A 24,413-nucleotide genomic window follows, 5' to 3' on the forward strand; every position below is an offset into this window, starting at 1 on the left:
TGATGAGAGTGCGGTTCTTTCAACCCGCACTCATATTGATGAGTTCTGGCCCGGAATATTTATTTTATAATATCGGGTCAGTCAGTTACCGATTACGGCCAGGATTTCGTCCTCTTGGGGCACAGCAACCGCCTTTCACGTCCGGGCATTGAGGTTGATTTGTTCCAGGTAAACTGCCCAGCAGGAGCCATGGATCGCCACCGGCACTGTCTTGCGTGCCAGGTTCGGTACCTTGTGTCCACCATTTAGCTGCATAGTTTTTACCTTTCCAACTGACGCGATCTGCTTCGTTATACACAGTATTTACATCCCACTGTGGGTAAGCGGAAGCCGTCTGAACAACAATGTCATATGAAACGGTGTCACTGAGACCACCGGCATCCGTAACCATCAATTTGAAAACCAAAGGTTGATTGACTAAAACTGTTGGTGCGGTATACGCCAAAACTTTCTCTGTCAATGAGATTGCTGTTACGTTGGCTGGTAGTGTCCAGAAGAAGGTTAATGGTTGTCCTTCCGGATCGTAAGAATTAGATCCGTTTAGTGTGCCTGTAGCACCGCTGGCAACCGTTTCATTACCTGTTACTACGGCGACCGGTGGTTGATTAATTCCACCTGCAACCTGGAATGTATAACTATCGGAGCCGGACTTTGTGCCATCTGAGACGGTCAGTGAAACGGTGTAGCTACTTTGGTAACCCGTAGCAGGCACACGTAACTTAATTATTTGATCCGTCAGATTGCCCGACACGTTTAGCCCTGCCGGAACATTCCACTGCCAAGTTATCGGATCACCGTCTGGGTCATAGGAATGGCTGCCATCGAAAGTGAGCTCAGCAATCGGTGACACTGGGCTTTTGGGCCCCTGGATTTGTGCTACTGGAGCACGGTCAATTGGGTCGGGGCTGACATTGACACCTTTAAAGTAAAACGGTGTCATATCAATGACCTGATTAACGATTGGCGCACCGAGCCCTTCACGTGCAGCATTGACCAATAGGCCATTGTCCTGATCTGCCGTCCAGGTAAAAACGCCGCCTAATCCTTTTTCACGCGCATATTCTGCCTTGGCTTTTACTGTGCGTGGAGTATCCAGAGACAAAAACAGTTTCGATGATGTATTGTAAAGGTAGTCGGCATCGGCAAGTTCATCGGTATAAAGCTGGAAACCGTTTTTACCTTTTTGAGTTTCAAGGTCCAAGTAGTTATAGATGATGTCGTACCATTCAGTACTACCAGATTCAAAGGAACCTGTCGTAGTGCCCGACCCTGGTTCATACGTACCAATTAGCGGTGAAGGCTGAGTGATTACTGCATTGCGGGCGTTACGTGTGTAGCCCGCATAACCAATATTAATGCTACTTTGCGCGACACCGACAGAAATGAGGTAATCCACTGCAGCATCAACTCCCCAGGTCGTTTCATTTGTTTTATGCAGGTTAGTGTGATGATTGAGAGAGGCAGCCCAGGGTGTACCAAAGAAGTCGTAGGTCATCAGGTTAATTCCGTTTAGACCTGCCGCAAGTAATCCGGGAACGTCTGATTTGGCAAGAATTGTAGGATCTGCTGATGAAGCAATACTAATTTCAGTGTTGCCTAAACCTGCATTGGTAAAGGCTGCTCGTAAGTCTTTCATCAAGAGAATGTAATAAACACTGTCATCATCACTGTAAGGATTATTATTCCCCGCAGCACCAGGGTACTCCCAGTCGATATCCAACGCAGTGAACATTGGGAAGCGTTTAAACAAGTCAATGATGCTGGCACAGAAGCGGGTTCGTTGCTGTGAATCTCTAGCCATATCGTGAAAACCATTGCTCATGGTCCATCCACCGACACTGAAAGAGAGAATTAAATTATGGCCCTGAGCTTTGGCTTTCTTTTGTAAATCACGCAAGCCACCCAACACACCCTGTACTTTATCCTGCTGAAAATCATCAGGCATGGGGATATCAACCCAATTCGGAAAACCATTGTTCAAGTAACTTTGCGCATCACCCCAAACATCCAGAAATGTGACTGAGCCATCCTGCGTATTAATGCCGAAATCTGATGCACCTTTCGCTATTGCCGAAGATTTCTCCCCCTGGTCGCCGATAATTCCAGCAAAACCTACGATGAGTTTGTCAAATGCAGTTGGTGAAACCAGTGTTAGATCTACGCCACGGCCGCGATCAGAAGCGGGCTCTTGCTTACCTTCTAAGCGGCTATCGTATTGAGACCAGTCTGTGTAATAACCGAAAACTTTCGGACGTCCTACTGTATTGTATTTATTGTAAACAGGTTTTGCGACACGGGCAGAAGTGTAGCTAAATTTCTCTGAATCAGTTGCAGAGTCAAAATTATCAAGTTGGTAGGACTCATCTGTAGTTGCATCGGGCTTAGTAATATTGGACATAAACAATCCTTAATAATTGTGAGTGGAAACTATTCTTTATGAATTTATTTCGGAGTCTCTTTTCGCAGAAAGATGTTAACTATCCTGGCTTCTTTGGCTAATTTTGCAAATAAAGTAAATTCTGCTTTGTGGTTATAAAACAGTGACTTATGAAAAGTAAACTTAACAAGTTAACAAACCTGCCTTTAATAACAGGTAAGACAATTCAATAACTATTGACAGTGTTTTCAGCATTCATATACTTGGATGTATACAATTAATAACTATGATGTTTATATATGAATGATAACAATGATTTTCATACTAACTTCATCGACCTCAACGAGGTTATTAATGAACACATTCAAGATGATATTTATCGTTGGTTATTTTCAATAAAATTTGATAGCTACGCTTACGTTGTTTCCCCACGCAATGGTAATGATTTTTTTATATTAAATGGATTTAATTTTCTTTGGAAAAAACACTATACTGAGTATCAGTTTCATAAAATAGATCCTATTTTAGCTAAAGCCAGAAATTATCAGTGTCCATATATATGGAGTAGTGTTAATTTATCAATAGACAATAGATTTCTTAATTGTGCCAAGAAACATGGTGTGCGTTTTGGTTATTCGGTATCATTGCCATTGAACGAGGATTACCTTTCAGTATTGAGTATTGTCCGTAATAATGATGCTTTCATCTCTCGAAAGGATTCTGTTAGCACAATTGGTATGATGTATATTTATTTGCAAAAACTGAATGATTCCTCACAGGCATATATCAATACCATGAACAGCAAACAGCTAATTATACCTAGGCTGACTAAAAGGGAGCAGGAATGTTTACAATGGGTGGCTGAAGGGAAAACAAACTGGGAGATAAGTAAAATACTTTCGATTTCAGAAAGAACGGTTATTTTTCACGTTAATAACTGCATGGCTAAACTTGATTCGAAAAACAGAGTGCAGGCCATTACGAAAGCCATGCGCGTGAAAATAATTACATAGTCTGAATGGATTTGTCGCATTAGCGCAGGCAAACCAGCAAAAGTCACGCGGATTACTTTTAAGGCAGCCAACAGGTAAAACTGTTCCGCCGGCGACAATCCTTCATCAGCTGAATGCTGAAATTTACCCTTCCGTATCATGTGGATTAATTCCATATCAGCCAGAATCGTCTGCGCACGTCGGAATGATTTGAATCCCTGCATCGATCGGGTTCACCGTTTGATATTCCGGTGGTCCTGCTCCAGAGTAATGCCTCCAATTAGTTTATCTGGTGTATAATGCCGCCTTTTAAGATATTCCTGTGACCAGCGTTACTGTTCATTGCCCTCACTGCCACAACTGGTAGCGGGTTTTCCCGTTCTGTCGCATTAAGGCGCTAACAGGTAACATGCTGTTTTTTTATGATGTTGCCTGACCATGTCTCTGATCCGAAAAGCCTTCAGTCGCCTGCATTACCCTGTCGATATTATTGCCCACAGTGTCCGCTGGTATCTGGCTTACTCACTGAGTTTGCGGGATCTGGAAGATATGATGGCAGAGCGGGGTATTCTCGTTGACCATTCCACCCTCTATCGCTGGGTTATCCGCCTCGTCCCCTTGCTGGATAAGGCGTTTCGTCGACGTAAACACCCTGTGGGCCGCCGTTGGCGAATGGACGAAACCTATATAAAAGTTAAAGGCCAGTGGAAATATCTGTACCGGGCTGTAGACAGCAACGGCCAGACCATTGATTTCCTGAAACTGCCGAAGGGTGAGCTGGACCGGAATAGTCTGTCCAGACTGGTTTCTCGCCATAATCGCCGTCAAAGAATGAGGATATTAGGCGAGTCACCAGAACAAACGCAAATCACAGCTGGCACAGGGCTGCAGATAAATTCCAGCCAGCAGAAAACCCGCTACCAGTTGTATATAACAGGGGGGTATGAATACTCGTTGACTTAGAATTTCAGTGAGAAACCGGCGTTAACCATGAACGGTGACTCCATTTTATTCGAGTGATTGTACTGTACACTGGCACCTACATTCAGGTTTTTAGTGACCTATGCGTTAATACCCGCATCATATATGCCAGTCACGTCAGACATATTATCTTCCAGTCGGTCGTCATTGACCTGTACGATATTGTCGTTCACCAGTTCATATGCCACCGCCAGTTTCAGGTACGGTTTGAGCTCAGCAGAGCGAACGTTAATCCTGGTGCCAAGATTTACCCCGCTTTCTACTACCAGGGAATTCACACTACTGACATCAGCTTTCATGCCATTGGACAAATTATAGTTATCATGGTCGGTAGTAAAACCGGTCACGGCAACGTAAGGGGCGACGAACGAGCGGTCATAAGTGAAGTATTTTCCTGCTTCAAGATGCCCCGAGAGTCCATTCTGGTTGTAGTCCCCATCAGCGGCACCACCGCTGGTCATTGTGGCATTGACCCCATCTTTGAACTTGTTCACTTTCACGATACTGTCGACGTAGTATCCGCTGTTATTCATCCAGCTTAGATAGCCGCCCGTTGACAATGAATCAACATTGCCCGATCCATCTTTGTCGAAATCGACGTCGCTATTGGTATCACCCACAATACCGCCGACGGTCAGATGGCTATTGGCGAAGTCTTTGCTGGCATCTGCACCCAACATTACGCCGTTAAGGTTCATATAAAACCCGGCAGCATTATTATTGACGCTTTGCTTATTGCCGATGTAACGCGCCCACACATTTAAATCATGCGACGTATCGCGAACCGCATCAACACGGTCGCGGACGGTGTGCATTTCCACATCGTTTATGATGGGTTCTGTGACCGCCATCGACAAAACGGCAGAAGTCGATGGTGTATACGCTGGCGCAGTTTCAGGTGGTGCTGGCGGTGTAGAGCCCGTGGACAAATCCCAGTTACCGTTACCGTTACCGTCTGTAACCAGGTGATATTCATAAGTCCCGGCATCCACGACGCTACCTTTATTGGCGAGCTTAAATTCAGCCGTCCCGCCATTTGCCGTGACAACGCGCAAGGGGTCATCATTGACCGGGCTGACGCCAGAATCGGTGGCATATACATTGAAATTACCACTGTCAGTCCCGGTGATATTAATCGTGCTGCCTTTCATCTCACCAATACTGGTATTGATATAAAAGTTACCGCTGCCGCTGAGCGTATCTGTGGTTAACGAGCTGTAATTAGTGGGGTCGAGAAAGACGCTGCCACCCTGCATATCCAGAGAATTAACTTGGTAATTCAGCGAATTGCTGGCACCGTGTGAACCGTCGAAGTAAACATTACCCGCTACAGTGAAATCTGCCGCTGAAATGTCTGCATGTGCCCAGACAAAAGTCGTGGCACCGGCATTAGTTATGACATCACCGGTGATGCTGGGTGTAGTATCTTCTGTCGCTTTGCCGTCTACGGCTTTAATGTTTAACAGGCCATTATTGGTAATGTTATTGGCGTAACTGTCGTCCTCTATGGTCATCGGTCATCGCCCCGGTTGATGTTATCACCGTGTCATCAAGACTGGACTGATCTCTGCTGTCAACCATGCCTGCAACGGTCATATTATTGATTGCAGAATAACCAGAAAGTTGGGCATAACCGCCTTGCTCAACCAATAAGTTGTTAGATGTTGATATATTTTCGGTATTTGTATCGGACGATCGGGCGTACCCGGATGAATACCTTCCGCCAACTTTTACAACGGTGTCATTATCCGTACTACCGTGATTATCGATTTCGCCATAAACGATACTGTTATTTGCTACGCCCGCCGTTGGGGCAATATTCTGATCTTCTGGGTGGTAATTGGCCTGAACAACGAGAGTGCCACCTTGCTGTACTGTGCTTCCTTGGCTGATACCGCCATTTTGAATATTTTGTGTACCACCAGATTCAATAACGGCATTAAAAGATTGCGCAGTATTTATCTGACCTGGCTCGTTTTGTGAACCTGTGTTAAGCACTCCGCCTGCGCTGAGGTGGGTATCATAATCGGCACCGAAGCGGTGATTTAACACGGATCCATAACCGGTGACGACGCCACCGTTGAGGATGTCCATGGTACCTGTGTTAATGGTGATAGTACTGGCGGTGCCGCTAACGAAAAGATCTGCATCCTGGCTTTTAAGGGCTGAATTATAAATGAGTCCAAGAGAATCGATAGTCTGAGTGCCTCCCTCATTATTCATTCCACTGGTAACTCCGCCAGCATAAATGTGCTGTGAACCATCGTTAATAATGGAGTTTGTGATTGTGCCATAAACATTTTTGAGTTTGATTGGGATTATCAATTGTCTCATTATTAACAACATTTTCTGCGGAAATATCTGGGGTGAAACTTGCCTGGGAGTTTGATGCATTAAGAGTCACCAATATCCCGAAAGAAATAAGTTTGATGTTCATTGGGAAGTAGCCTTGTAATATAAATAACAAGTAAAGTATTAAATTGCGTGGCGAAATTATATGTTGATTTTAAGGTAGGAAACAATGTGCAGAAATGGACGATATTCTCTATTTCATTGATTTTAAATTTTTATTTATTTTTGATGAAATCATTTTCCTGATTAGGATGACGGAAAAACATCATTTACGCGAATGAATAATTGTTAGGTATATTTATTTTTGATCGAAGGCGACAGGTTTCTTAATGCTTTAATTGTCAGGGGTTAATAGATTTTAGCGGGGGTTGTCAGAGCGACAAAATAGTGGTTAAACATATTTAGTATGTTTCATTTTCACTTCTTCCTCAGTTAAAGTGTGTATTATCTATGGAGTGTGAAAAGATTTTATAAAAATATAGCCCTGCTATAAAGTCAGGGCTTGAGTGTAAGTGGTTAAAATAAAATTATTAATATTTTGCAGGGAAGTTTTTTATTATTCCTTTTAGTTTGCCATTTTGTATTTCAATATAACCACCAAGACGTAAGTCTGCCAACATTTTCATCACTCCACTTCTGGCAAGATGAGTTCGGGCAAGAATATAATTGCTGACACTAATCTTCTTTCGGCTTTCAATGGGTAACAGGGCGAGTTCGTGCAACAAGCCACAGACAATTTCATAAGTTGTACGACTTATCATCAAATCCGCAATATAACTTTGATAGTCAATAATATAACGATAATAATCAATCAATTCTCTAACCAAACCGTGTTTCGTGACCAGCTCGATAACGGTATCGCGTGGCAATGTTAACACTTTGCTTCCCTTTAACGCGCAGAAAGTATTAATCTCCTTACGGTAACCTGAAGCCAGTACACCAATGAATGTTGGACCAGAAACGACAGCGTAAAGCAGTTGGTCTGAGTTGCGGAAAATATTCATCACCCCTTCAAGAAGCACTATCACAACCTGTTCACCATTATTGCCTGTCAAACTAACGTGGACCATATCTGAATGCGTATCAACAAATGTGCCGTGAGGGCTGCATACATCAATAAGACGGCGAATGGACTCGAACGGTTTTTCGCCAGGAGTGAATGCTTTATCTTCCATGTTATGCTCCCCTTTCATAATGTTTAAAATCCATCTACAGAGAAAATATAATTAAAGTAACCGTAGTCACCTGTTAACAATATTCAAATCTACGTTGCCGCTAATGACAGTAGAAAAACGGCTTTGCCAGAATTGAGATTAGCGTTACTGTCCAATCATAGACGTTGACAATTAAGTAAAGTTAGATTAAAGCTGCAGATTTTTCAAGTATATATACATCGAAATCCCTATCTGCATTACATCTTTATTGGGGTATGGATACCCAACCCTGAATTTATGACACTGGTTTCTGGTTTCCTGCCCAGTAGTGCTATCAGATCCTACCCACGTAATGTGGACACGGTCCTAAGCGAGGTTCTGATTTTCAAACTGTTCCGGGCTGAGTCCGCCACAGGGGCTGTGACATCGCCAGCGATTGTAGTCACACTCAATATAATTAAACACCGTAGTCCGCATTATTTCCCGACTGGCAAAGTATTCTCCGTGGATACATTCCACTTTCAGCGAGTGAAAGAAGCTTTCCACAGGCATTGTCGTAACAACAGCCTTTTGCGCTCATACTGCTACGCAGATTATGACGTTTCAGTAAGGCCTGGTAATCCCCTGAACAGTACTGGCTGCCTCTGTCAGTATGAACAATGACTTTTTCCGGGCGCTTTCGCCGCCAGAGCGCCATCTGTAACGCATCGCAGGCCAGTTGCGCCGTCATGCGTGGCGACATTGACCAGCCGATGACGGCTCGGGACCACAGGTCAATGACCACCGCCAGTCATCAGTGCGAAGATAGGTGATATTTCCCACCCATTTCTGATTCGGCTCACAGGCGTAAAAGTCCTGCTGCAGCAGATTTTCAGACACCGGCAGACCATGCTCACGGTAACTCCCCGGGCTGAACCGGCGCGAGGCCTTAGCGTGCAGCGCCTGACGGCGCAAGCTGGCTGCAATGGTTTTGACGTTGTACGCCGGAAGCTCATCAGCAAGACGCGGTGCGCCATATCGCTGTTTTGCGTCACTGAATGCCTTTCGGACTGCGTTATCGCAGACAAGACGGAACTGCTGACGCGGGGTTATCTGATGACGATGCAGACGCCAGGCATACCAGTCGCTGCGGGCGACACGGAGCACCCGACACATGGCTTTGTTGCTGAACTCAGCCTGATATTTTTCGATAAAGACATACTTCATTTCAGGCGCTTCGCGAAGTATGTCGCGGCCTTTTGGAGAATGGCCAACTCTTCTGCCTGCTCTGTCAGTTGGCGCTTGAGCCCGGCATTTTCGGTCGCAAGTTCCTGCTCACGTTCGGATGCGGACAGGCTCTGCTGTTGCTTGCTACGCCAGGTATAAAGTTGCGATTCGTAGAGGCCGAGTTCACGCGCGGCTGCGCCAATACGTTGAGCGAGTTTAAGCGCTTCGTCACGAAAGGCGGGCGTGTGTTGTTTGCGGGGCTTGTTTTTCGTTGCTGATGGTTTAGTCATGAGTCACCTCTGGGTAAGAGTTTACTCACTTAGCGCTGTGTCCACTATTGTTGGGTAAGATCAATCTGCTCGCTGTGTACACCACACATCGTCAGGAGCATCGTGGCTCAAATTGCTCTCGAACAGAATAAACTAATTTATCAGTATACGTTGATAATTTAAATAGACGTTTGTCCTAAATTGGACGTTGCGAGCAATATTTCTGCACACTAGACTGCGTGCAGATTACGGAGTTCAGTGTTATCTGAGTTAAGTGCACATCCCGATACTTTTCAATATATTACTTAATGGGAGTAGTGAACTATTCCTTTTACCCTGCAGGTTATCTCCACCGGTGCTTACTCTGTCGATGCTGGCGTGAACGTCAGCGCAAATATTGTGGCTCCGGCATGCTCAGTTTCTGTTGGTTCTGTTAGTCAGAACGTCGAGCTGGGCAAAGGGCGCGCCTTATCAAGGCTGGGGATGCAACGGCATGGACCTCGTTTAGCGATGATTTCGAGGCGTGCCCGGAAACGGTGACGACGGTGACCGTGACCGTTACATTAACCGGGTCACTAGAACCCGACGTGCCGGAGCACTACATCAATACCGGGACCACTACACATGTCGCTATTGAAGTGATGGATGTTGCGAGCACACAAGCAATGAGCAATGGGAAAACTTTAACCATAGGCATCAATACCGAACATAAAACGTCCCTAGCATTAAAAAGCAGGATGATCACACCAAATGGTAAGGCTACTTCAGGTAGCGTTATTGGATTAACGCAGCTTTTAAATAAAGGCGCTGCAATTACCTTAGAACGAATTCTCAGCAACTAGGATTAACGTCATGAAAAGCCTCAGACAGGAACTGGTGCAGATAAACAAAAACAAACAAGGTTTAAAAAATAAAAAACTGGATTTAAATTTACTGCCTGTATTTGTTAAAATGTTCAATGATTACAGTATGATGAAGAAATATGATGTTATAGATATGTCATTTTTTTCCACCTCATGTCCTTTGAATAAATTAAGGGATTATTTTGATGATCCTCTTTTTATCCGAAAAGGCCGGAGTCTGATTGCGACATCATTCGCGGAAGAGCTTTATGCACTGATCAATAAAGAGTTAACAATACTATTGGTTAATATTCAGAATGTCTCCAGATCCTCCGAAATGGAATGATGATCTATTTGAATTAAATGTATTAGCTACGAAACTTTTGTTTTTTTGGTTAGGGTATGAAGGTTGTGCTAATAAAAGATAGCAACTCTTCTTTTAAAGAATGCGTTAAATTAATTATCAACAATTACTTTTACAGCACTAACGATAGGCGTTTAATTACATTTACGGAAAATTTTAATGAAGAGAGTGTTAAGCATGCTGATGTTATAATATTAAACATCCCTGCAGGTACATACTATCTGTGCTTTCCTTTGTTGAAACTCAGAAAAAAAGATAGTATTTTAATCATTGTTATTGATGAAATTGTAGAGCATAAGCTTAAGGAGTTACTTCATTGTTTTGAAAAAAAACTACTTTCATTTCTCGTCATTGTAGTGTTAATAAATTGACTCACTACTTAGATAAGAAAAGTACCCGCTGGGTTTCCCCCCCTAAGTAAGCCATGCCACTCTTGTAAGCGACGAGTATTAACCCCACTTCAAAAAGATATATGCCTCGGCCTTTCTCAGTGCTTTTCATAGCATTATATTGCTGCTCATTATGATATTTCATACAAAAAAGTTAGTTTTTACAAAACGCTGATTAAAAAAGTTCAAATTATCTAAATAGCTGCGCCTATTACCGCTCCACTTTTGTTAACCCGTGTTGACTGCCGGGGAAAGGTGAAGCCGATTTCATAAACTGTCTGACATTTTTCAGTAACTGCCACATTGTCCGGCAGCGATGATTACGCGTGATTGTTTCATGTAATGCCAGCCATAAAATCTCTATCCTGTTCAACCACGGTGAGTAAACTGGCTGATAAATAACAATAAATTTTGGATTCTCCTTCAATCATTTCAGCGTCTTTTTGTTCTTGTGGATGATATGGTTATCAACAATTAGCGTGAGCGTTTTTGCACTGCGATATGTGCTTCTCAACTGACTTAACATCCTGATAAGTAAACCTGAGTCTTTACTTGTGCCATTCACATAATCCACTCTTCCTGTCCCGGCATGCAGCACTCCTGCAAGGTAATGCTTTTGGTTCTGTCCTGGCGTTGGGATGCGTTTTTGCTGCCCTTTTTTCTGCCAGTCAGCGCCAATTTTTGGATTCAAATCGATATCCACTTCATCCTCGTAAAATACGGGATGATCGGCACAGTTTTTTTCTAACGCTGCACTCGTCGCTACCAGTTTTTCCTCTTTGTGAGGATCACGAATATGGAGTGTCGGAGCCGCTCTGTGCCAGACAATCCCAGCCCCCGGTAACCAGCGACGAAGCGAGCCTGGATGTAACGTCGCATTAAATAGTTTATTAATTTCAATCGTTAATATCTCAGTACTCCATCGAGAACGCAGATAGCCGAAATCTTGTGGTGAACGTTGAACCAGTAAATCGAGCATGCGTAGCATTGCTTCCATAGGCTACTTTCTTTGACGTCCGGGAGGCAGACTTTTCAGGCCTTCAGCCCCAAATAAAGTGAACCAGTTAATCCAGCGCCCGACGGAAGAACGGGCTGCGCAAAGAGTTTTCGCTACGTGAGTCAAAGATTCGCCACGATGTAGCATCAACATTGCCATGAGGCGTCTGGCGTGGTTTTTATCCGCAGTTTTGTGCACGGCTTTGTGCATATGGCGTCGTTCATTACGAGGTATAGGTGCTATGATCGGCATAACTCAGTCCGGTTAGTGAGGGTTTGTGATGTTTGGCGATTGATCAGATCGCTCAAACCGGATTGAGTTCCCTTCAGTGATCTACTATTAGGCGCAGCTATTTAGACGTGAGTTTCCTACCTGCGTAAGCGGCACATGTAGACCGTCTGTTGGTCTCCATCCGGTTCGGAGAAAATAATGTCCTTCATTTATGATCTGCACCCGCAGTGCGGGTGTATTCTGAGTGACGCGCAGTGCGAACTTTTGCCTTTATCGAGCGCCTTGATTTGAGTATAAATTTCAACCAATCACCGATGAGGAAGCGCTATCAGGGACGATTCTGTCACGATGATAAAGAGGGCAGTTTTCGCGCATGCGCAAAGATATTGACCATGACTTCTTACCAACAGACGATGATTAGCATTGAAAATGGCACTACTCAGCTTCCTGCTGCCTTTATTTGCAATGTGTTCGGGATCCATCGCTGTAGCTATCGGTACTGGCTAAGCCGACCGCAGAAACCTGATGCAAAACAAATCGTTATACTGAGCCTGGTTCGTGAAGTTCATCATACCAGTAATGGCTCTGCGCGGGCCCGGAGCATTGCCGATATGGTCAGCGCAAAAGGTGTTCCGTTGAGTCGCTGGCGGGCCAGTAAGATAATGAAAGAGCTGAATACAAATAATTTATCTAGCTAAATGATGGAAATACAATTTCTATTTACCGTCCATATTTAGACTCTTGTCAATTTTTACATTAGGTTTAATATACACCCCATACTGCATTGCAATAAAGTTCTTAGATATTATTTTTCACACATTAACTGCGACAAATGACGCATTCCCAAACCCTGCGACGTTGTTATATATAAACTTAATAAATCCAGAGATTAATAATGAGCAAATTAAATAAGCTTGCATGCCTGTCATTGGTCTGCTGTAGCCCCTTCCTTGCTTCTCAGGCTGTACACGCCTCCGGCATGAAACTTGAAACCTCTGTTGTTATCGTAAATACAGCAGACGGAGAAGGCGTGATGACGCTTAAAAATACAGATTCAAAACCTGTATTACTTTATTCATCGGTTGAGAACTTACCCGGTGATAAAGAAGAGTCACTGATTGTTACGCCCCCTGTCGTGCGGGTTAATCCAGGCGACAGCCAGACAGTACGTTTCATGCTTAAAACACCAGGTAAAAATGTCGAGCAATTTAAACGTGCTATTTTCGAAGGCATTCCTGCCACTGATAAATCCGCGGATAAACTGCAAATTACCATTCGGCAGAATGTCCCTTTAATCATTCACCCTTCGGCTTTGAAAGATAATCCGGAGCCATGGAAAGATTTAAAATGGCAGCAGGTGAATGCGAGCAGCATAAAAGTAACTAACACCGGATCTTACGTTATCCGTATGTCTCCTGAAATTACGTTATTACCGAAAAATATTAAAGGTTCAATGGGTGGGAACTATATTCTTCCCGGTCAGTCTCGCGATGTCACTCTGCGCGGCACAGTCTCCGGCGCACAAATGGTACAAATCACACCCGCCAATAAATATGGCTATTTTGTTAAGCCTTATGAAACAGAATTAAGCAGCCATTAAGAATAAATAATTACTCACACATCAGGATAATTATCATGAACGGAAAACTAAGCAGTAAATTAATCATTACGACCATGCTGGCGGGCTCAATGTCTGCTGCCATGGCACAATCTGACGGTCCCAGCGGAGAGCTGACGGTGAAGGGGACGTATACACCTCCGGCATGTACCGTCTCGCTTGGGGGAAATGGCACCATTGACTATGGTCATATCTCTTCAGCAAGCCTGGAAGACAGCACGTCGACCAGCCTTCCAATAAAAACGTTAGCAAATGCGGTGACGGTGACATGTCCTGACAAAGCCGGCATTGAGCTGTCAGTTATAGATAATCGTGCCTCAAGCACTCTGGCAGGTACAGACGCTAAAACACGAGCAGCATTATTGCCCGGTGGGTTGGGTAGTGACGAGGTGTCGACGGGTGCAACCCCTATATTGCTAGGATTAGGCAGTGACTCCGTGGGCAAACCGGTCGGAAATTATGTGGCAAACTTCAATAATGCCACCGTTGATGGCAAAGCTGCATACTTTTCAGATATGTCAATGATGGGCATGGGCGGGGCCGTAGCTGGTACAACTGGCTATCTGTCTAAGCCTATCGATGACTGGGCGCAATACTACACCCGCGTTGTCGGTGCTGACGGAGCCTCTGTCTCGGGCAATATCTTTACCATGGATTATTCCGTGCAGGCTGCCATTGCGCCAAAAGAAACATTGGATACATCAAGCGACATTAACCTTGACGGTCTTATCACTCTCACTGTTTCTTATATTTAGGGATATCTGTAATGAAAGAAATTAAATATATCGCAATTGGTGTACTGACACTTGCTTGTAGTTTAAGCGCCTATGCACAAATACCTAACGGAAGCGTTAATCTAAAAGTCATTGGTAAAATCTCGCCAGCCAGTTGTACCATGGTCCTGGGGGCAACGTCCGGTAATCTTGATTTTGGCCACATTGATTACAATAATGTAGATTCCAATGAGCTATACATTGGTTCTGCTAATTACCCAGCTAAAACCCTTAGCGGTTTAACGGTTAACTGCGACAGTCCAACGCTTATTGGTATTTCAACCACGGATAACAGAAAATCATCTGTGTTAAACATGAATATTAGTAATGGGAGATCATATAACCAGGACGGCGAAGTGATAAATAACATTGAACCGTATTTGGGTTTGGGTACTGACGCTAAAGGCGTTGCCATCGGCGGCTATACTGCAGACTTTATTCACCTGAAGGTCGATGGTAATACTTCACGCTTTTCAGACTGTATGGCACAAGACTCTGAAACGGCCAAAGTGGCGAGCTATGCCTCTGCCAATGATTGCCCAGCCGGTCAGGTCCGCAAGGTTCTTGACACCTCGGGGAATATTATTTCCGGTAAAGTATTCACCTGGGATTACATCGTCTCGCCGATGTTAAACACACCAGACAATTTAGACCCGGCAGGCTGGTCGATGGATGGCTCAGTGACTTTGCAGGTTGTCTATTTGTAATATGGCAGTAACGCCTTATTTTTAAACTAAACAAAAGTCATTTTGTTTATTATCCCGCACATTAGGAAAGATTAAATGACTTTTAAAAAAATTAGTTTAACAGTTAGTGCATTTTTATTTCTGTCAGAAATTCTTTTCCCTGTAGCCTATGCAGATGATGACATCGACTTTGACGTAACTACCCTGCAAGCACGTGGGCTTTCAACTTCATTGAATGATTATTTTCGCTCAGGGACTAAGTTCTCGCCTGGGGTAAGTAAAGTCACGCCTGTCATTAATGGTACTGAACAAGCCGTACTGGGATTAACCTTTGATGAAAAAGGTGAACTTTGCCTGCATAACGCCGATCTCTCCAGTCTGCATATAAAGCCAATAAAAAATGAAGAAGACCGGTGTATAGATTTAAAGTCTAAATACCCACAGGCGACAATCAATTTATCGCCGGGCAGTAACAAAGTAGACTTATTATTACCTCCCGAAGCCGTAGAAGACGCTAACAATCTCGACATTAGCAGTTATCAAACCGGTGGGACTGCGGCACTGTTCAATTACGATATGCTGATGATGAGGAACCATACAAAGTCTGATGGTAATGATGACAGCGATATCGACAATGACAATAAATTGAGCACCTTTCAGTCCAACACTGAGATTGGGTTTAATTTTGATGACTGGATAATACGCAGCCGTCAGAGCTACAGTTCAACAGACGGTGAGCAGACCTTCGATCAGCTTTACACCTATGCACAACGTACCCTGCCGCAATACAAAACCATCATGCAGGCAGGTAAAGTCAACATCGCTGGCGGTGTGTTTTCTACTCCGCAGATTTACGGGGTCCAGTTTTCCCCTGAACAAGCCCTAATAAATAATAAAAGCAGCGGTGCCAGCGTCAATGGTATTGCACAAACTCAGGCTCGTGTGGAAGTCCGTCAGGCGGGCGTAATGATTTATTCCACCCAGGTTCCTTCTGGCCCTTTCCAGCTCGACCATTTGTCCACCCTGAATAACACGGCAGATCTACAGGTCAGCGTCATTGAACAAGATGGTTCAACGCGGACCTTCGTTGTACCGGCCTCGTCGTTCGCACACCATTTTAGCCAGCAGGAAACCAGCTTTTCCGGGGCGATTGGTAAATTGGATGAAAGTGACAATAACGATGGCGTGTCAGGCTCAATGGCAACACTGAGCATGACGACTCCGTTCAGCAGCCGTGCCATGTTTAGCGGCGGCGTTTTGCTGGCACAGCAATATGAAAGCACCGCGGCGCAACTTAGCACCGGGCTGGAAAGTGGGTTAGCGCTCTCCGGAAAGCTGACCATCGCGAATGACCAGCGCAATCATGTCAATGGCGTGCAGTCTAACGTGTCAGCGAGCATGCCGGTGGGCGAGCAACTGACCGTTCAGGCATCTGCGACATTGCAGAACAGCGGCTATCGCGACCTGACCGACGGTAAAGACGTCGATCACGAAGATGACCATCCTGGTAAGGATGACGATGACAATTATAACGATCAGTACAATCGCTATAAATCACAGTACAACGCAGGTATGGCGTACCGTCTGGGTGAATTAGGCTCAATTAATATGGCCTGGTCACGGGCAACCATGTTTGGTGATGACGGGACGACTGACCGCTGGACTGCCGGGTGGTCAAAAACATTTACCGGAGGCATATCTGTTTCCGTGAACGCTGAACGTGACACTGGCGCGGATGCTGAGTCGCTGGTGTATGCCAATATGAGCATCCCATTTGGTTCATTCCATATTGGGGCAAATATGTCCCGGGTAGGCGATTCGACCAATCAGGGTATTACCTTAGATCAAACCCTTAATGAGCGCGTAAATTATTCCCTGTCGGCCTATAAGAACAGCAATGGTGATACCAACACGTATAATGGCAACCTGCATGCGATAACAAATTCTGCGCAATTAAGTCTGGGTTATTCCCGCTACGATCAGGATAGTAATACCTATTCTCTGGGCGCAACCGGTGGCGTTGTCGCAACCAAACAGGGGGTATTATTCACCCCTTATCAGGTACAAGACACTTTCGCCGTCGTACAAATCCCTGGGGTTAGTAATGGCGAGGTACAGACGCCACAAGGGTCTGTCTGGACGAACAGAAAAGGTTACGCCGTTTCTTCTGGCATGAATGCATACGGTGAATCAAGACTGGTGCTTGTCACCAAAAGCTTACCTAAAAACGTGGATATCAATAACGGTATCCAGATTGCTCACGTCGCCCGAGGGTCGGTCACGGATTACACATTCGGCACGGTACTCAGCCGACGAGCATTAATCCGTATCTACACCGCAAATGGCCACCTTGCTAACCGGGGAGATGTGGTTACAGACAGCCACGATAATTACCTCACGACAGTGGGTGGCGATGGCACAGTATTTTTAATCGACGGACAGCTTGAGCAGCAGCTGGTATTGAAGTCTTCCGGGCAACCGCGTTGCCACGTGGCATTTACGTTGGCACCTAAACCTGACGCCGACAAACTTTACGAGACATATGATGCACAATGTAAATTGTAAGAGGCTCCGTACGTTACTGTTGAGCTGCAGCCTGGCGGCAATCACCGCTTCAGCCCACGCGGCACAGTGCGATTTGAATGTCAGTCAGATTATGACGGATTTCGGTACCTTTAACCGGGGAACCCTGACTGTCGCCGCTAACAATCAGCCTCAGAATATCATCGGTAAAAAAGTCTCTACCGTGACTGTGACCTGCCCGGAACCCACGCGTGTCGCACTGTTTTACCATGCACCTGCGAGTGCGAGCGGCAAAGGTTTTTCACTGGGGAGCATGGCTCACCTGATCCTGGTAGGCAGCGATGCTCAGGCGGATGGTCACAGCATCAATTTTGCCTATCAGCAAGAAGGTGGTGGCGCGTCATCCGGTAACGGACGCAAACTGCCGCTGTCGGCCAATCGCGGTATCACCCCTGCTGATGGCATTCTCGTCACACACTTAACGTTTCAGCTTACCGCAGTGGCCGCATTGAACGATGCCGATCAGCATATCAGTGGGCAAGAGGTTTTGAATAACAACGGCAGCCTGGAGTTAGTCAGTGAATAATCAATCGAAGGTTTTTTGGTTCATTTCGTTAAGCATGGCGAGTTTTTGCGCCATGGCATCGTCTCAGGTGCAACTTTCGTTTACCGCCACCGCAGAGCCACCGCCTTGTCATATTCTGGCGACTCCCGACACACTCGATTTTGGTAATATTAACCGGAATACGTTGGCGGCAAAAACACCCACTCAAATTCCGGCCAGGTCGTTCCCCGGTGGAATTAGCATTCAGTGTGAGGCGCCTACCAGCATAGGCTTTAACGCGGTTGATAACAGTAGTGGTAGCGTGCTGAACAAAGGCAGTCTGAAATGGGATACCCCCGCTGTGACCGTCAGCCCCAGCGACACGGACCAGCGTTTCGGTCTTGGATATACGGAGACGAATACACCCATCGGCGTCTGGAACGTCGCTTTCCATTCTGCGCAGGTGGACGGTAAACAAGCTCAGGTTGGCATCGTTAATAATGGCCTGTTGGACCCCAACGATACCGCCCCAACAATGCGTAATGACGGTAAAAAGGTGGCCTGGGTTCAAAATAATGTCATCGCCGTTGGGGAGATTTTTAGTATTCAAGCTGATGCGGCTTTAACCATTGCACCTCTTGACGAATTATCGTCCAGCAGTGAAATAGATTTCGCAGGCTCAGCGACGCTGGAAATTGTTTATTTATAATTAAAAAACGGGTAGCGGGTTTTCCTGCTGGCTGGAATTTATCTGCAGCCCTGTGCCTGCTGTGATTTGCGTTTGTTCTGGTGACTCGCCTAATATCCTCATTCTTTGACGGCGATTATGGCGAGAAACCAGTCTGGACAGACTATTCCGGTCCAGCTCACCCTTCGGCAGTTTCAGGAATTTATCTTTCCCTACCTGGTGGCTCCACGACGAGGCCCCCGCCAAAGATCAGTTGCTTTAAGATATTTAACTATAACCTGACGATGCTTTACCTTGGCTGTCAGATGATTGCCAGCCCTAGGCTGTGCAGCACATTACTCCACCCCAAAACCCTCTACCAGTTGCTAGACATCGGACTCAAAGGCCAGCAGATCAGCTGGTTTATTCCGACTAGCGCACGACTGGGTTCATTGAACCAAAGGTTGTCAGGGCTAAGCGTCAATGTCGTATCATGATTTCGGCTAAAATTTCGATTTATTCAATAAAGCCATTCTATTGTGCTTTTACCCATTCCAAAGCTCGAGTTCGTGTAATTCATTTCGATAAGAGGGAAGATAATTCAGTAGCTGTAAATATACCTTTTGAATATCAATTGATCGCATGAATGCCAAGTAATCACAATGCCTAATAAATTTTTATATATTATTGACTTCATCACATTTTTGATATTGTTTCATTTAAAATGAGGTGATGTATATTATAGTCATCAAGATTTAGATTTTTTAAATTCAACAATATTCTGTTTTATCATGGAGTAAATGGCTATGCCTTATAGTGACGATGGTCAGGGGATTGTTCGTAGAGGGCTTCTCGAGCAGCAAATAATTCAGGAGAATAAATTTTCAATTTATTCTCAAGCCGTCTACTGTGTTAACCAAATGCTGAGGTCTGCAAATGTAGGTATCTCTGAGCAGGCGTATCGAAGTATTTCACACAATTTAAATGCCGTTGCGAATGGGCATCTTTACGAAACTTCGGCATCGCTTTCGGAATCCAAGGTTTTCGCTCGCGACACTTTTGATGCACTAAAAGTTGGTGATTTCAAATCGGCAGCCATCACGGCAAGTGGTGTGGCAGTAAACATGATTGGAGGTCCATTGTTTTTCGGTAACTACGACCGAAACAAATTAACTGCCATTGAACGTCATCTCTATGATAGTTTTCATTTATAGTGTTTCGCAGGAAAAGGTAGCTACACGACCAATTAAATATATTGAAAACTGATTTGGGAATCAAACCATCGGGGCAATATTTCTATTGTCCCGATTTTGTATCACTTGCTTTCTAGTATCTTCATCCCAGTGTTATGATTTCATTCTATTATTGTCCAGGACTCTAATATATAATCTTTTAGCACTGGGTAAATAAGTGAAATATTTCCGACCCAACATGGACCTCGAAATGAGTCGTGAAGGAATGAGGATTCAGCAAAATGATTCGTCCATCGGGAATTTAACTTCCCGTTATTGGCCCCAAAAGAACTACACGTAGTATTCATCCGGTTGGGGTTTCCGATAACGCGCGGACGAAATCCCATTTTTAAATAAAAACCTTCGCTTCCCTCAAGCGGAGTGAGCATTGCCGTTCTTAAGTTATTCTCCCTTCCGAAATTTATCGCAGAAAAAACCAACAATTGCCCTAGGCCTGAATGTATATTAGGTTTTTTAATTGTTGGGTTGTTTGTGTTGCCATTAACATATATTGCTGAAATGTATAGAAAATCTGATTCACCCTCTTCGCTTTGGGCGGAGCAACGACCACTTGCAAGCTCCACATTGTTTTCAGTGATCAATGAGAAATTCATGGCATGTCTGTCATCTTCAGGAGGCTGTTCCCTTTCTTCATACAACCTGATTATTAAAGGATTGTTATTGCGTGGATTTTTTTCAAAAAAACGCATCATTTGATGAGGTTTCCTTTGGTTCAATATAGACGTCGGTTTTTAAAATACATTATACTCATAATCTATAAATTAACAGATTATTTTATTGTTTATTCCTGATGTTATGCAATACCCAGGCGTTTATGGCGTAGTGCACCAACTTGCTCTGCAAGTTCCATTTTATGTTATGTGTAAAATTTCTCCATGATGTGTATCCTGACTAATCAGTATTAAATCTACAAACAGCTTTAGTGATGTCGCTTTTTTCGGTTGGAGTGAGAAACTTCTCGTGAAATGCCAAGTTTTAAAGAGTACATGATTTTGTTCGCTTCTGTTATAAATTTCACACGTATAACAGCGAGATAAGTAATGCCGGGCGGGTTCGTTATTCTTAATGGTTAATTATTTATATTTTATAAGATAATATTTTAAGAAAACAATATTACTGCAAAAACACACCTGATTATCGACCCTGTAGGTTATAAAAATGTATGTTTATAAATAATTGTGTTTATTTTTTTGTGTTTATTGCGCGCTTTTTCTTTAATTAATAATTCATATGAATGCGTTGCGTCATCATTCATTTGCATGAGGAATGATTCGTCAGGGTTAAACTATATCTCATGATATCACCACGTCTTTCCTTTGAATTTTTCTTGTAGTATTCTTACTCACATTAGCAACGGCATAAATAACTTGATTAATTATATTTAATAATGGAAATCATTATCAAAACAATAAAATCATTTGATAGGATAATTCATTTTTTGAAAACAAAATAAACACACTAATCAAAATTAGACCGTACAATCCCCACGGATATAGAGCATTCCTTTAACACAGATAGCAAAATAAGGGAAGTGGGTGACAATTTTTGCCTTGGGGAATACCCCATCCATTATGGTGTCAATGCTGACACCAGAAGGCGATAGTTCCTGGAGGAAAGTAATTTTCTACGGGCTCTACTAGGCTACTTATAGCCTAACCATGGAATGATTTTCTTAATTTTATTATTAGTTAGGTTGAATATATGAGTAACACTCAGCATAAATTAGACAAAGCAAGGCCACCCCGTGTACAAATTACGTATGACATCGAAATAGGTGATGCGCAAACCGTCAAAGAATTACCGTTAGTGATAGGTGTCATGGGGGATTTCACCAGCAGCGAAGATGCTTTTCGCGAGCGTAAGTTTCTTAATATTGATAAAGATAATTTCGTTGAAATTATGTCATCAATGCAGCCGGATGCCCAATTTTTAGTCAAAAGCACTTTGCCGGAACAAAGTGGAAATCTTGCCGTCTCTCTCACTTTCAATAGCATGGAAGATTTTTCTCCTGACAACATTGCCCGTCAGGTTGACCCTTTGCGCAAACTCATTGAGTTACGTGAACAGTTGTGTGATTTACGTAACCGGGCAGCCAGTAATGAGCGCCTGAAAGAACAGCTTTCAGAGTTGCTTCAGCAGCAGAGTCAGGCTTTATCCTCCCCAAATATAGTGAAGGGAGATGAAGAATGAGCACTGAACAGGTATTAAATACCGCATTGCCACAGGTCGCCAGCCAAGATTTTCTGGATCAGATTATCGATAGTACCAAGGCTATCCGTCGTGAGTCCGACCGTGGACGAATGAAGAATCAACTGAATAACTTTCTCACCGAAGTGACCTCGGGTGCTGTCGTGGTATCGAGCGATCTGATCGGGAGCATCGAAGCTCGTATTTCAGCCATTGATGAACTGCTCTCCACCCAAATAAGCTTGATCATGCATGCACCGGAATTTCAGAAGAAAGAGTCTTCCTGGAGAGGTCTGCATAAACTGGTCCAGGCCAGCGTCACTGAAAATACCCAGGTCCGCCTGCTGCAATGCACTAAGCAAGATTTAATTAAAGATTTCAAATCCGCATCCGACTTTGATCAGTCAATGCTGTTTAAATGTGTTTACGAAAGTGAGTATGGCACTTTTGGTGGGGTACCGTTCTCCGCCTTCGTGGGTGACTTTCAATTCGATAATACTCCGCAGGATATTGAACTTCTTGAGCAAATATCTCACGTTGCCGCTGCTGCCCATGCCCCGTTTCTGAGTGCCATCGCGCCCGGTATGCTGTCGATGAATGATTTTTCAGAGATGCCGCGCCCACGTGACCTGGCAAAAATGTTTGACACCACCGACTACACCCGCTGGCGCTCATTCCGTCAGACTGACGATAGCCGCTACATTGGTTTGACCCTGCCACAAGTTCTGGGACGTATGCCTTATGGCGCAAAAACCGTCCCGGTAGATACCTTTGGTTTCGAAGAAAACATTCACGAAAATGACATTGGCTCAGACTATCTGTGGATCAACTCCGCTTTTGAGCTCGCTGGCCGGATAGTCGATTCTTTTGAAGAGTACGGTTGGTGCGCATCTATTCGCGGAGTGGAAGGCGGTGGTCTGGTCAATGCTTTACCTGCCTATAACTACGTATCGGAAAGCGGTGAACGCGTGATGCAATGTCCAACTCAGATAGCCATTTCCGATCGCCGTGAAAAAGAGCTGTCTGACCTCGGATTTATTCCTTTAGTCCATTGCAAAGGCACAGATTACGCCGCATTTTTTGCCGTTCAGTCTGTGAACCGACCTCGCCAATACAATTCAGATCAGGCTAATGCAAATGCGCGACTTTCCAGCCAGTTGCAGTACGTCCTCGCCACCTCACGTTTCGCTCACTATCTGAAATCCATTGTGCGCGATAAAGTCGGCAGCTTTATGTCTCGCAGCGAGTGTCAGGAGTATTTGCAGAAATGGATTATGCAATACGTCGTCGCTTCAGATAACGCAGGGCCGGAAACTAAGGCGCGCTATCCGCTGCGTGAAGCAAGTGTTGAGGTTGTTGAAGTTCCTGGTTTTCCTGGAACCTTCCGAGCTATTGCCTATTTAAAACCCCACTTCCAGCTGGAAGGATTAACAATGTCGTTGCGCTTAGTTGCAGACTTACCTGCCGCAACGGCTTCATAACAGCTATTAACAAAAGGAAATATTACCATGTCCAAGTTGCAAGACTGTCAGTTCATTCAAATCAACATCGACGGTAAAATAGTCGATGGTTCTTCTGAAGAGAAATCATACAGTAAGTGGATGGAGGGTTATTCACCCGCAGGTTTATCTACTTATGCAGGTGCTGACGGCGCTTATTTTGAAAGTTGTCACGCATCTATTCTGGTCACCAAAGAAACCAGCAATCTTTATGAGCAATACTTAAAACGCGGTTACAAAAAAATCATTATCACCATTGTTCATCGTGGTTCTGATCATTTAGACCAGAATTATGAAATTCAGCGTACCGTCTACAACGATTGCAAAATCAACAGCCTCAGTATTGCCATGCAGGATAAGTTGTTCATGAACATCTCCTTCACCTATGAAGGCATGGTTGAACTAACCTTAAACGTGCCAAATGCAACAGATGAAGCGCTGGATAAGATTGGACCAATCAAATACGACATTCCTAAAAAAGCCCTCGTATAACTAGATTGTCAAAACAT

At 44.3% G+C, this 24,413-nt stretch carries 19 protein-coding genes and 4 pseudogenes; 15 read left to right on the forward strand and 8 right to left on the reverse strand.

What is annotated here, in order from left to right; all coding sequences use genetic code 11:
• Positions 1 to 85 precede the first annotated feature (85 nt).
• A complete protein-coding gene (locus tag DY231_RS24860; RefSeq protein ID WP_115632149.1) occupies positions 86 to 2,398 on the reverse strand; it encodes a glycoside hydrolase family 18 protein in 2,313 nt (770 codons plus the stop codon).
• 278 nt (positions 2,399 to 2,676) lie between these two features.
• Between DY231_RS24860 and DY231_RS24865 the strand changes: the two genes are divergently transcribed.
• Positions 2,677 to 3,390: a helix-turn-helix transcriptional regulator gene (locus tag DY231_RS24865; protein ID WP_115632150.1), complete on the forward strand. Its 714-nt coding sequence runs from the start codon at positions 2,677 to 2,679 to the stop codon at positions 3,388 to 3,390.
• 62 nt (positions 3,391 to 3,452) lie between these two features.
• Here DY231_RS24865 and DY231_RS24870 read toward each other — a convergent pair.
• Positions 3,453 to 3,635 (reverse strand): annotated as a pseudogene (locus DY231_RS24870) (DDE-type integrase/transposase/recombinase); the annotation flags it as partial.
• Positions 3,636 to 3,807: 172 nt separating this feature from the next.
• On the opposite strand from DY231_RS24870, the pseudogene DY231_RS24875 reads away from it, so the two are divergent.
• Positions 3,808 to 4,135, forward strand: a pseudogene (locus tag DY231_RS24875) (IS6 family transposase); the annotation flags it as partial.
• A gap of 295 nt (positions 4,136 to 4,430) precedes the next feature.
• Here the strand turns inward: DY231_RS24875 and DY231_RS24880 are convergent.
• The 4 genes and pseudogenes from DY231_RS24880 to DY231_RS24895 form a co-directional block, all read right to left on the reverse strand.
• Entirely contained in the window at positions 4,431 to 5,864 is a 1,434-nt protein-coding gene (locus DY231_RS24880; protein WP_115632151.1) for an autotransporter outer membrane beta-barrel domain-containing protein, read from the reverse strand.
• A complete protein-coding gene (locus DY231_RS24885) occupies positions 5,833 to 6,684 on the reverse strand; it encodes a hypothetical protein (protein ID WP_115632152.1) in 852 nt (283 codons plus the stop codon). Before DY231_RS24885 ends, DY231_RS24880 begins: the two co-directional genes overlap by 32 nt.
• Before the next feature lie 548 nt (positions 6,685 to 7,232).
• The gene (locus tag DY231_RS24890; RefSeq protein ID WP_172588759.1) at positions 7,233 to 7,877 is read right to left on the reverse strand and encodes a helix-turn-helix domain-containing protein; all 645 of its coding nucleotides are present in this window, start codon (positions 7,875 to 7,877) and stop codon (positions 7,233 to 7,235) included.
• A 345-nt stretch (positions 7,878 to 8,222) separates the two neighbouring features.
• Positions 8,223 to 9,352 (reverse strand): annotated as a pseudogene (locus DY231_RS24895) (IS3 family transposase).
• A gap of 524 nt (positions 9,353 to 9,876) precedes the next feature.
• On the opposite strand from DY231_RS24895, the gene DY231_RS24900 reads away from it, so the two are divergent.
• Positions 9,877 to 10,173 carry a hypothetical protein gene (locus tag DY231_RS24900; RefSeq protein WP_147295675.1) on the forward strand — a complete coding sequence of 99 codons (297 nt, stop codon included), beginning with the start codon at positions 9,877 to 9,879 and terminating at the stop codon, positions 10,171 to 10,173.
• 10 nt (positions 10,174 to 10,183) lie between these two features.
• Complete coding sequence (locus DY231_RS24905) at positions 10,184 to 10,519, forward strand: hypothetical protein (protein WP_115632155.1); 336 nt, start codon at positions 10,184 to 10,186, stop codon at positions 10,517 to 10,519.
• Positions 10,520 to 11,137: 618 nt separating this feature from the next.
• Here the strand turns inward: DY231_RS24905 and DY231_RS24915 are convergent.
• Positions 11,138 to 12,175: pseudogene (locus tag DY231_RS24915) on the reverse strand (IS630 family transposase).
• A gap of 371 nt (positions 12,176 to 12,546) precedes the next feature.
• Between DY231_RS24915 and DY231_RS25285 the strand changes: the two are divergent.
• The 8 genes from DY231_RS25285 (at position 12,547) to DY231_RS24950 (ending at position 20,179) form a co-directional block, all read left to right on the forward strand.
• The gene (locus DY231_RS25285) at positions 12,547 to 12,852 is read left to right on the forward strand and encodes a hypothetical protein (protein WP_172588760.1); all 306 of its coding nucleotides are present in this window, start codon (positions 12,547 to 12,549) and stop codon (positions 12,850 to 12,852) included.
• A gap of 197 nt (positions 12,853 to 13,049) precedes the next feature.
• Complete coding sequence (locus DY231_RS24920; protein ID WP_115632157.1) at positions 13,050 to 13,754, forward strand: fimbria/pilus chaperone family protein; 705 nt, start codon at positions 13,050 to 13,052, stop codon at positions 13,752 to 13,754.
• 35 nt (positions 13,755 to 13,789) lie between these two features.
• Positions 13,790 to 14,527 (forward strand): DUF1120 domain-containing protein, encoded by a 738-nt coding sequence (locus DY231_RS24925; protein WP_115632158.1) that lies wholly within the window; start codon positions 13,790 to 13,792, stop codon positions 14,525 to 14,527.
• An 11-nt stretch (positions 14,528 to 14,538) separates the two neighbouring features.
• Positions 14,539 to 15,252, forward strand: coding sequence for a DUF1120 domain-containing protein (locus DY231_RS24930; protein WP_115632159.1), 714 nt, complete (start codon positions 14,539 to 14,541; stop codon positions 15,250 to 15,252).
• 75 nt (positions 15,253 to 15,327) lie between these two features.
• Positions 15,328 to 17,796 carry a fimbria/pilus outer membrane usher protein gene (locus DY231_RS24935; RefSeq protein ID WP_115632160.1) on the forward strand — a complete coding sequence of 823 codons (2,469 nt, stop codon included), beginning with the start codon at positions 15,328 to 15,330 and terminating at the stop codon, positions 17,794 to 17,796.
• 19 nt (positions 17,797 to 17,815) lie between these two features.
• Positions 17,816 to 18,340, forward strand: a complete 525-nt coding sequence (locus DY231_RS24940; RefSeq protein WP_115632161.1) for a DUF1120 domain-containing protein — start codon at positions 17,816 to 17,818, stop codon at positions 18,338 to 18,340.
• Positions 18,333 to 19,007 carry a DUF1120 domain-containing protein gene (locus tag DY231_RS24945; RefSeq protein ID WP_115632162.1) on the forward strand — a complete coding sequence of 225 codons (675 nt, stop codon included), beginning with the start codon at positions 18,333 to 18,335 and terminating at the stop codon, positions 19,005 to 19,007. The genes DY231_RS24940 and DY231_RS24945 overlap by 8 nt, the downstream gene beginning before the upstream one ends.
• A 758-nt stretch (positions 19,008 to 19,765) precedes the next feature.
• Positions 19,766 to 20,179, forward strand: coding sequence for a hypothetical protein (locus tag DY231_RS24950; protein WP_256682738.1), 414 nt, complete (start codon positions 19,766 to 19,768; stop codon positions 20,177 to 20,179).
• 140 nt (positions 20,180 to 20,319) lie between these two features.
• On the opposite strand, the gene DY231_RS24955 is transcribed toward DY231_RS24950, so the two are convergent.
• Positions 20,320 to 20,910: a GNAT family N-acetyltransferase gene (locus DY231_RS24955; protein WP_256682739.1), complete on the reverse strand. Its 591-nt coding sequence runs from the start codon at positions 20,908 to 20,910 to the stop codon at positions 20,320 to 20,322.
• Positions 20,911 to 21,919: 1,009 nt separating this feature from the next.
• Here DY231_RS24955 and tssB point away from each other — a divergent pair.
• The 3 genes from tssB to DY231_RS24970 are packed head-to-tail and all read left to right on the forward strand — an operon-like array spanning position 21,920 to position 24,396.
• Complete coding sequence (tssB, locus tag DY231_RS24960) at positions 21,920 to 22,408, forward strand: type VI secretion system contractile sheath small subunit (RefSeq protein ID WP_115632164.1); 489 nt, start codon at positions 21,920 to 21,922, stop codon at positions 22,406 to 22,408.
• Positions 22,405 to 23,886 carry a type VI secretion system contractile sheath large subunit gene (gene tssC / locus DY231_RS24965; protein ID WP_115632165.1) on the forward strand — a complete coding sequence of 494 codons (1,482 nt, stop codon included), beginning with the start codon at positions 22,405 to 22,407 and terminating at the stop codon, positions 23,884 to 23,886. Before tssB ends, tssC begins: the two co-directional genes overlap by 4 nt.
• A gap of 27 nt (positions 23,887 to 23,913) precedes the next feature.
• Complete coding sequence (locus DY231_RS24970; RefSeq protein ID WP_115632166.1) at positions 23,914 to 24,396, forward strand: hypothetical protein; 483 nt, start codon at positions 23,914 to 23,916, stop codon at positions 24,394 to 24,396.
• The last annotated feature ends 17 nt before the right edge of the window (positions 24,397 to 24,413 follow it).

Origin of the sequence: Buttiauxella agrestis (genome assembly GCF_900446255.1) — a bacterium.
Lineage (GTDB): Bacteria > Pseudomonadota > Gammaproteobacteria > Enterobacterales > Enterobacteriaceae > Buttiauxella > Buttiauxella agrestis.

Excerpts from the sequence above, each read along its gene's own strand:
- DY231_RS24885 (WP_115632152.1), bottom strand. The coding sequence starts at position 6,684 with ATGAGACAATTGATAATCCCAATCAAACTCAAAAATGTTTATGGCACA.
- DY231_RS24860 (WP_115632149.1), bottom strand. The coding sequence starts at position 2,398 with ATGTCCAATATTACTAAGCCCGATGCAACTACAGATGAGTCCTACCAA.
- DY231_RS24930 (WP_115632159.1), top strand. The coding sequence starts at position 14,539 with ATGAAAGAAATTAAATATATCGCAATTGGTGTACTGACACTTGCTTGT.
- DY231_RS24970 (WP_115632166.1), top strand. The coding sequence starts at position 23,914 with ATGTCCAAGTTGCAAGACTGTCAGTTCATTCAAATCAACATCGACGGT.
- DY231_RS25285 (WP_172588760.1), top strand. The coding sequence starts at position 12,547 with ATGACTTCTTACCAACAGACGATGATTAGCATTGAAAATGGCACTACT.
- tssC (WP_115632165.1), top strand. The coding sequence starts at position 22,405 with ATGAGCACTGAACAGGTATTAAATACCGCATTGCCACAGGTCGCCAGC.
- tssB (WP_115632164.1), top strand. The coding sequence starts at position 21,920 with ATGAGTAACACTCAGCATAAATTAGACAAAGCAAGGCCACCCCGTGTA.
- DY231_RS24920 (WP_115632157.1), top strand. The coding sequence starts at position 13,050 with ATGAGCAAATTAAATAAGCTTGCATGCCTGTCATTGGTCTGCTGTAGC.
- DY231_RS24955 (WP_256682739.1), bottom strand. The coding sequence starts at position 20,910 with ATGATGCGTTTTTTTGAAAAAAATCCACGCAATAACAATCCTTTAATA.
- DY231_RS24880 (WP_115632151.1), bottom strand. The coding sequence starts at position 5,864 with ATGACCATAGAGGACGACAGTTACGCCAATAACATTACCAATAATGGC.
- DY231_RS24935 (WP_115632160.1), top strand. The coding sequence starts at position 15,328 with ATGACTTTTAAAAAAATTAGTTTAACAGTTAGTGCATTTTTATTTCTG.
- DY231_RS24925 (WP_115632158.1), top strand. The coding sequence starts at position 13,790 with ATGAACGGAAAACTAAGCAGTAAATTAATCATTACGACCATGCTGGCG.
- DY231_RS24950 (WP_256682738.1), top strand. The coding sequence starts at position 19,766 with ATGGCTATGCCTTATAGTGACGATGGTCAGGGGATTGTTCGTAGAGGG.
- DY231_RS24890 (WP_172588759.1), bottom strand. The coding sequence starts at position 7,877 with ATGGAAGATAAAGCATTCACTCCTGGCGAAAAACCGTTCGAGTCCATT.
- DY231_RS24905 (WP_115632155.1), top strand. The coding sequence starts at position 10,184 with ATGAAAAGCCTCAGACAGGAACTGGTGCAGATAAACAAAAACAAACAA.
- DY231_RS24865 (WP_115632150.1), top strand. The coding sequence starts at position 2,677 with ATGAATGATAACAATGATTTTCATACTAACTTCATCGACCTCAACGAG.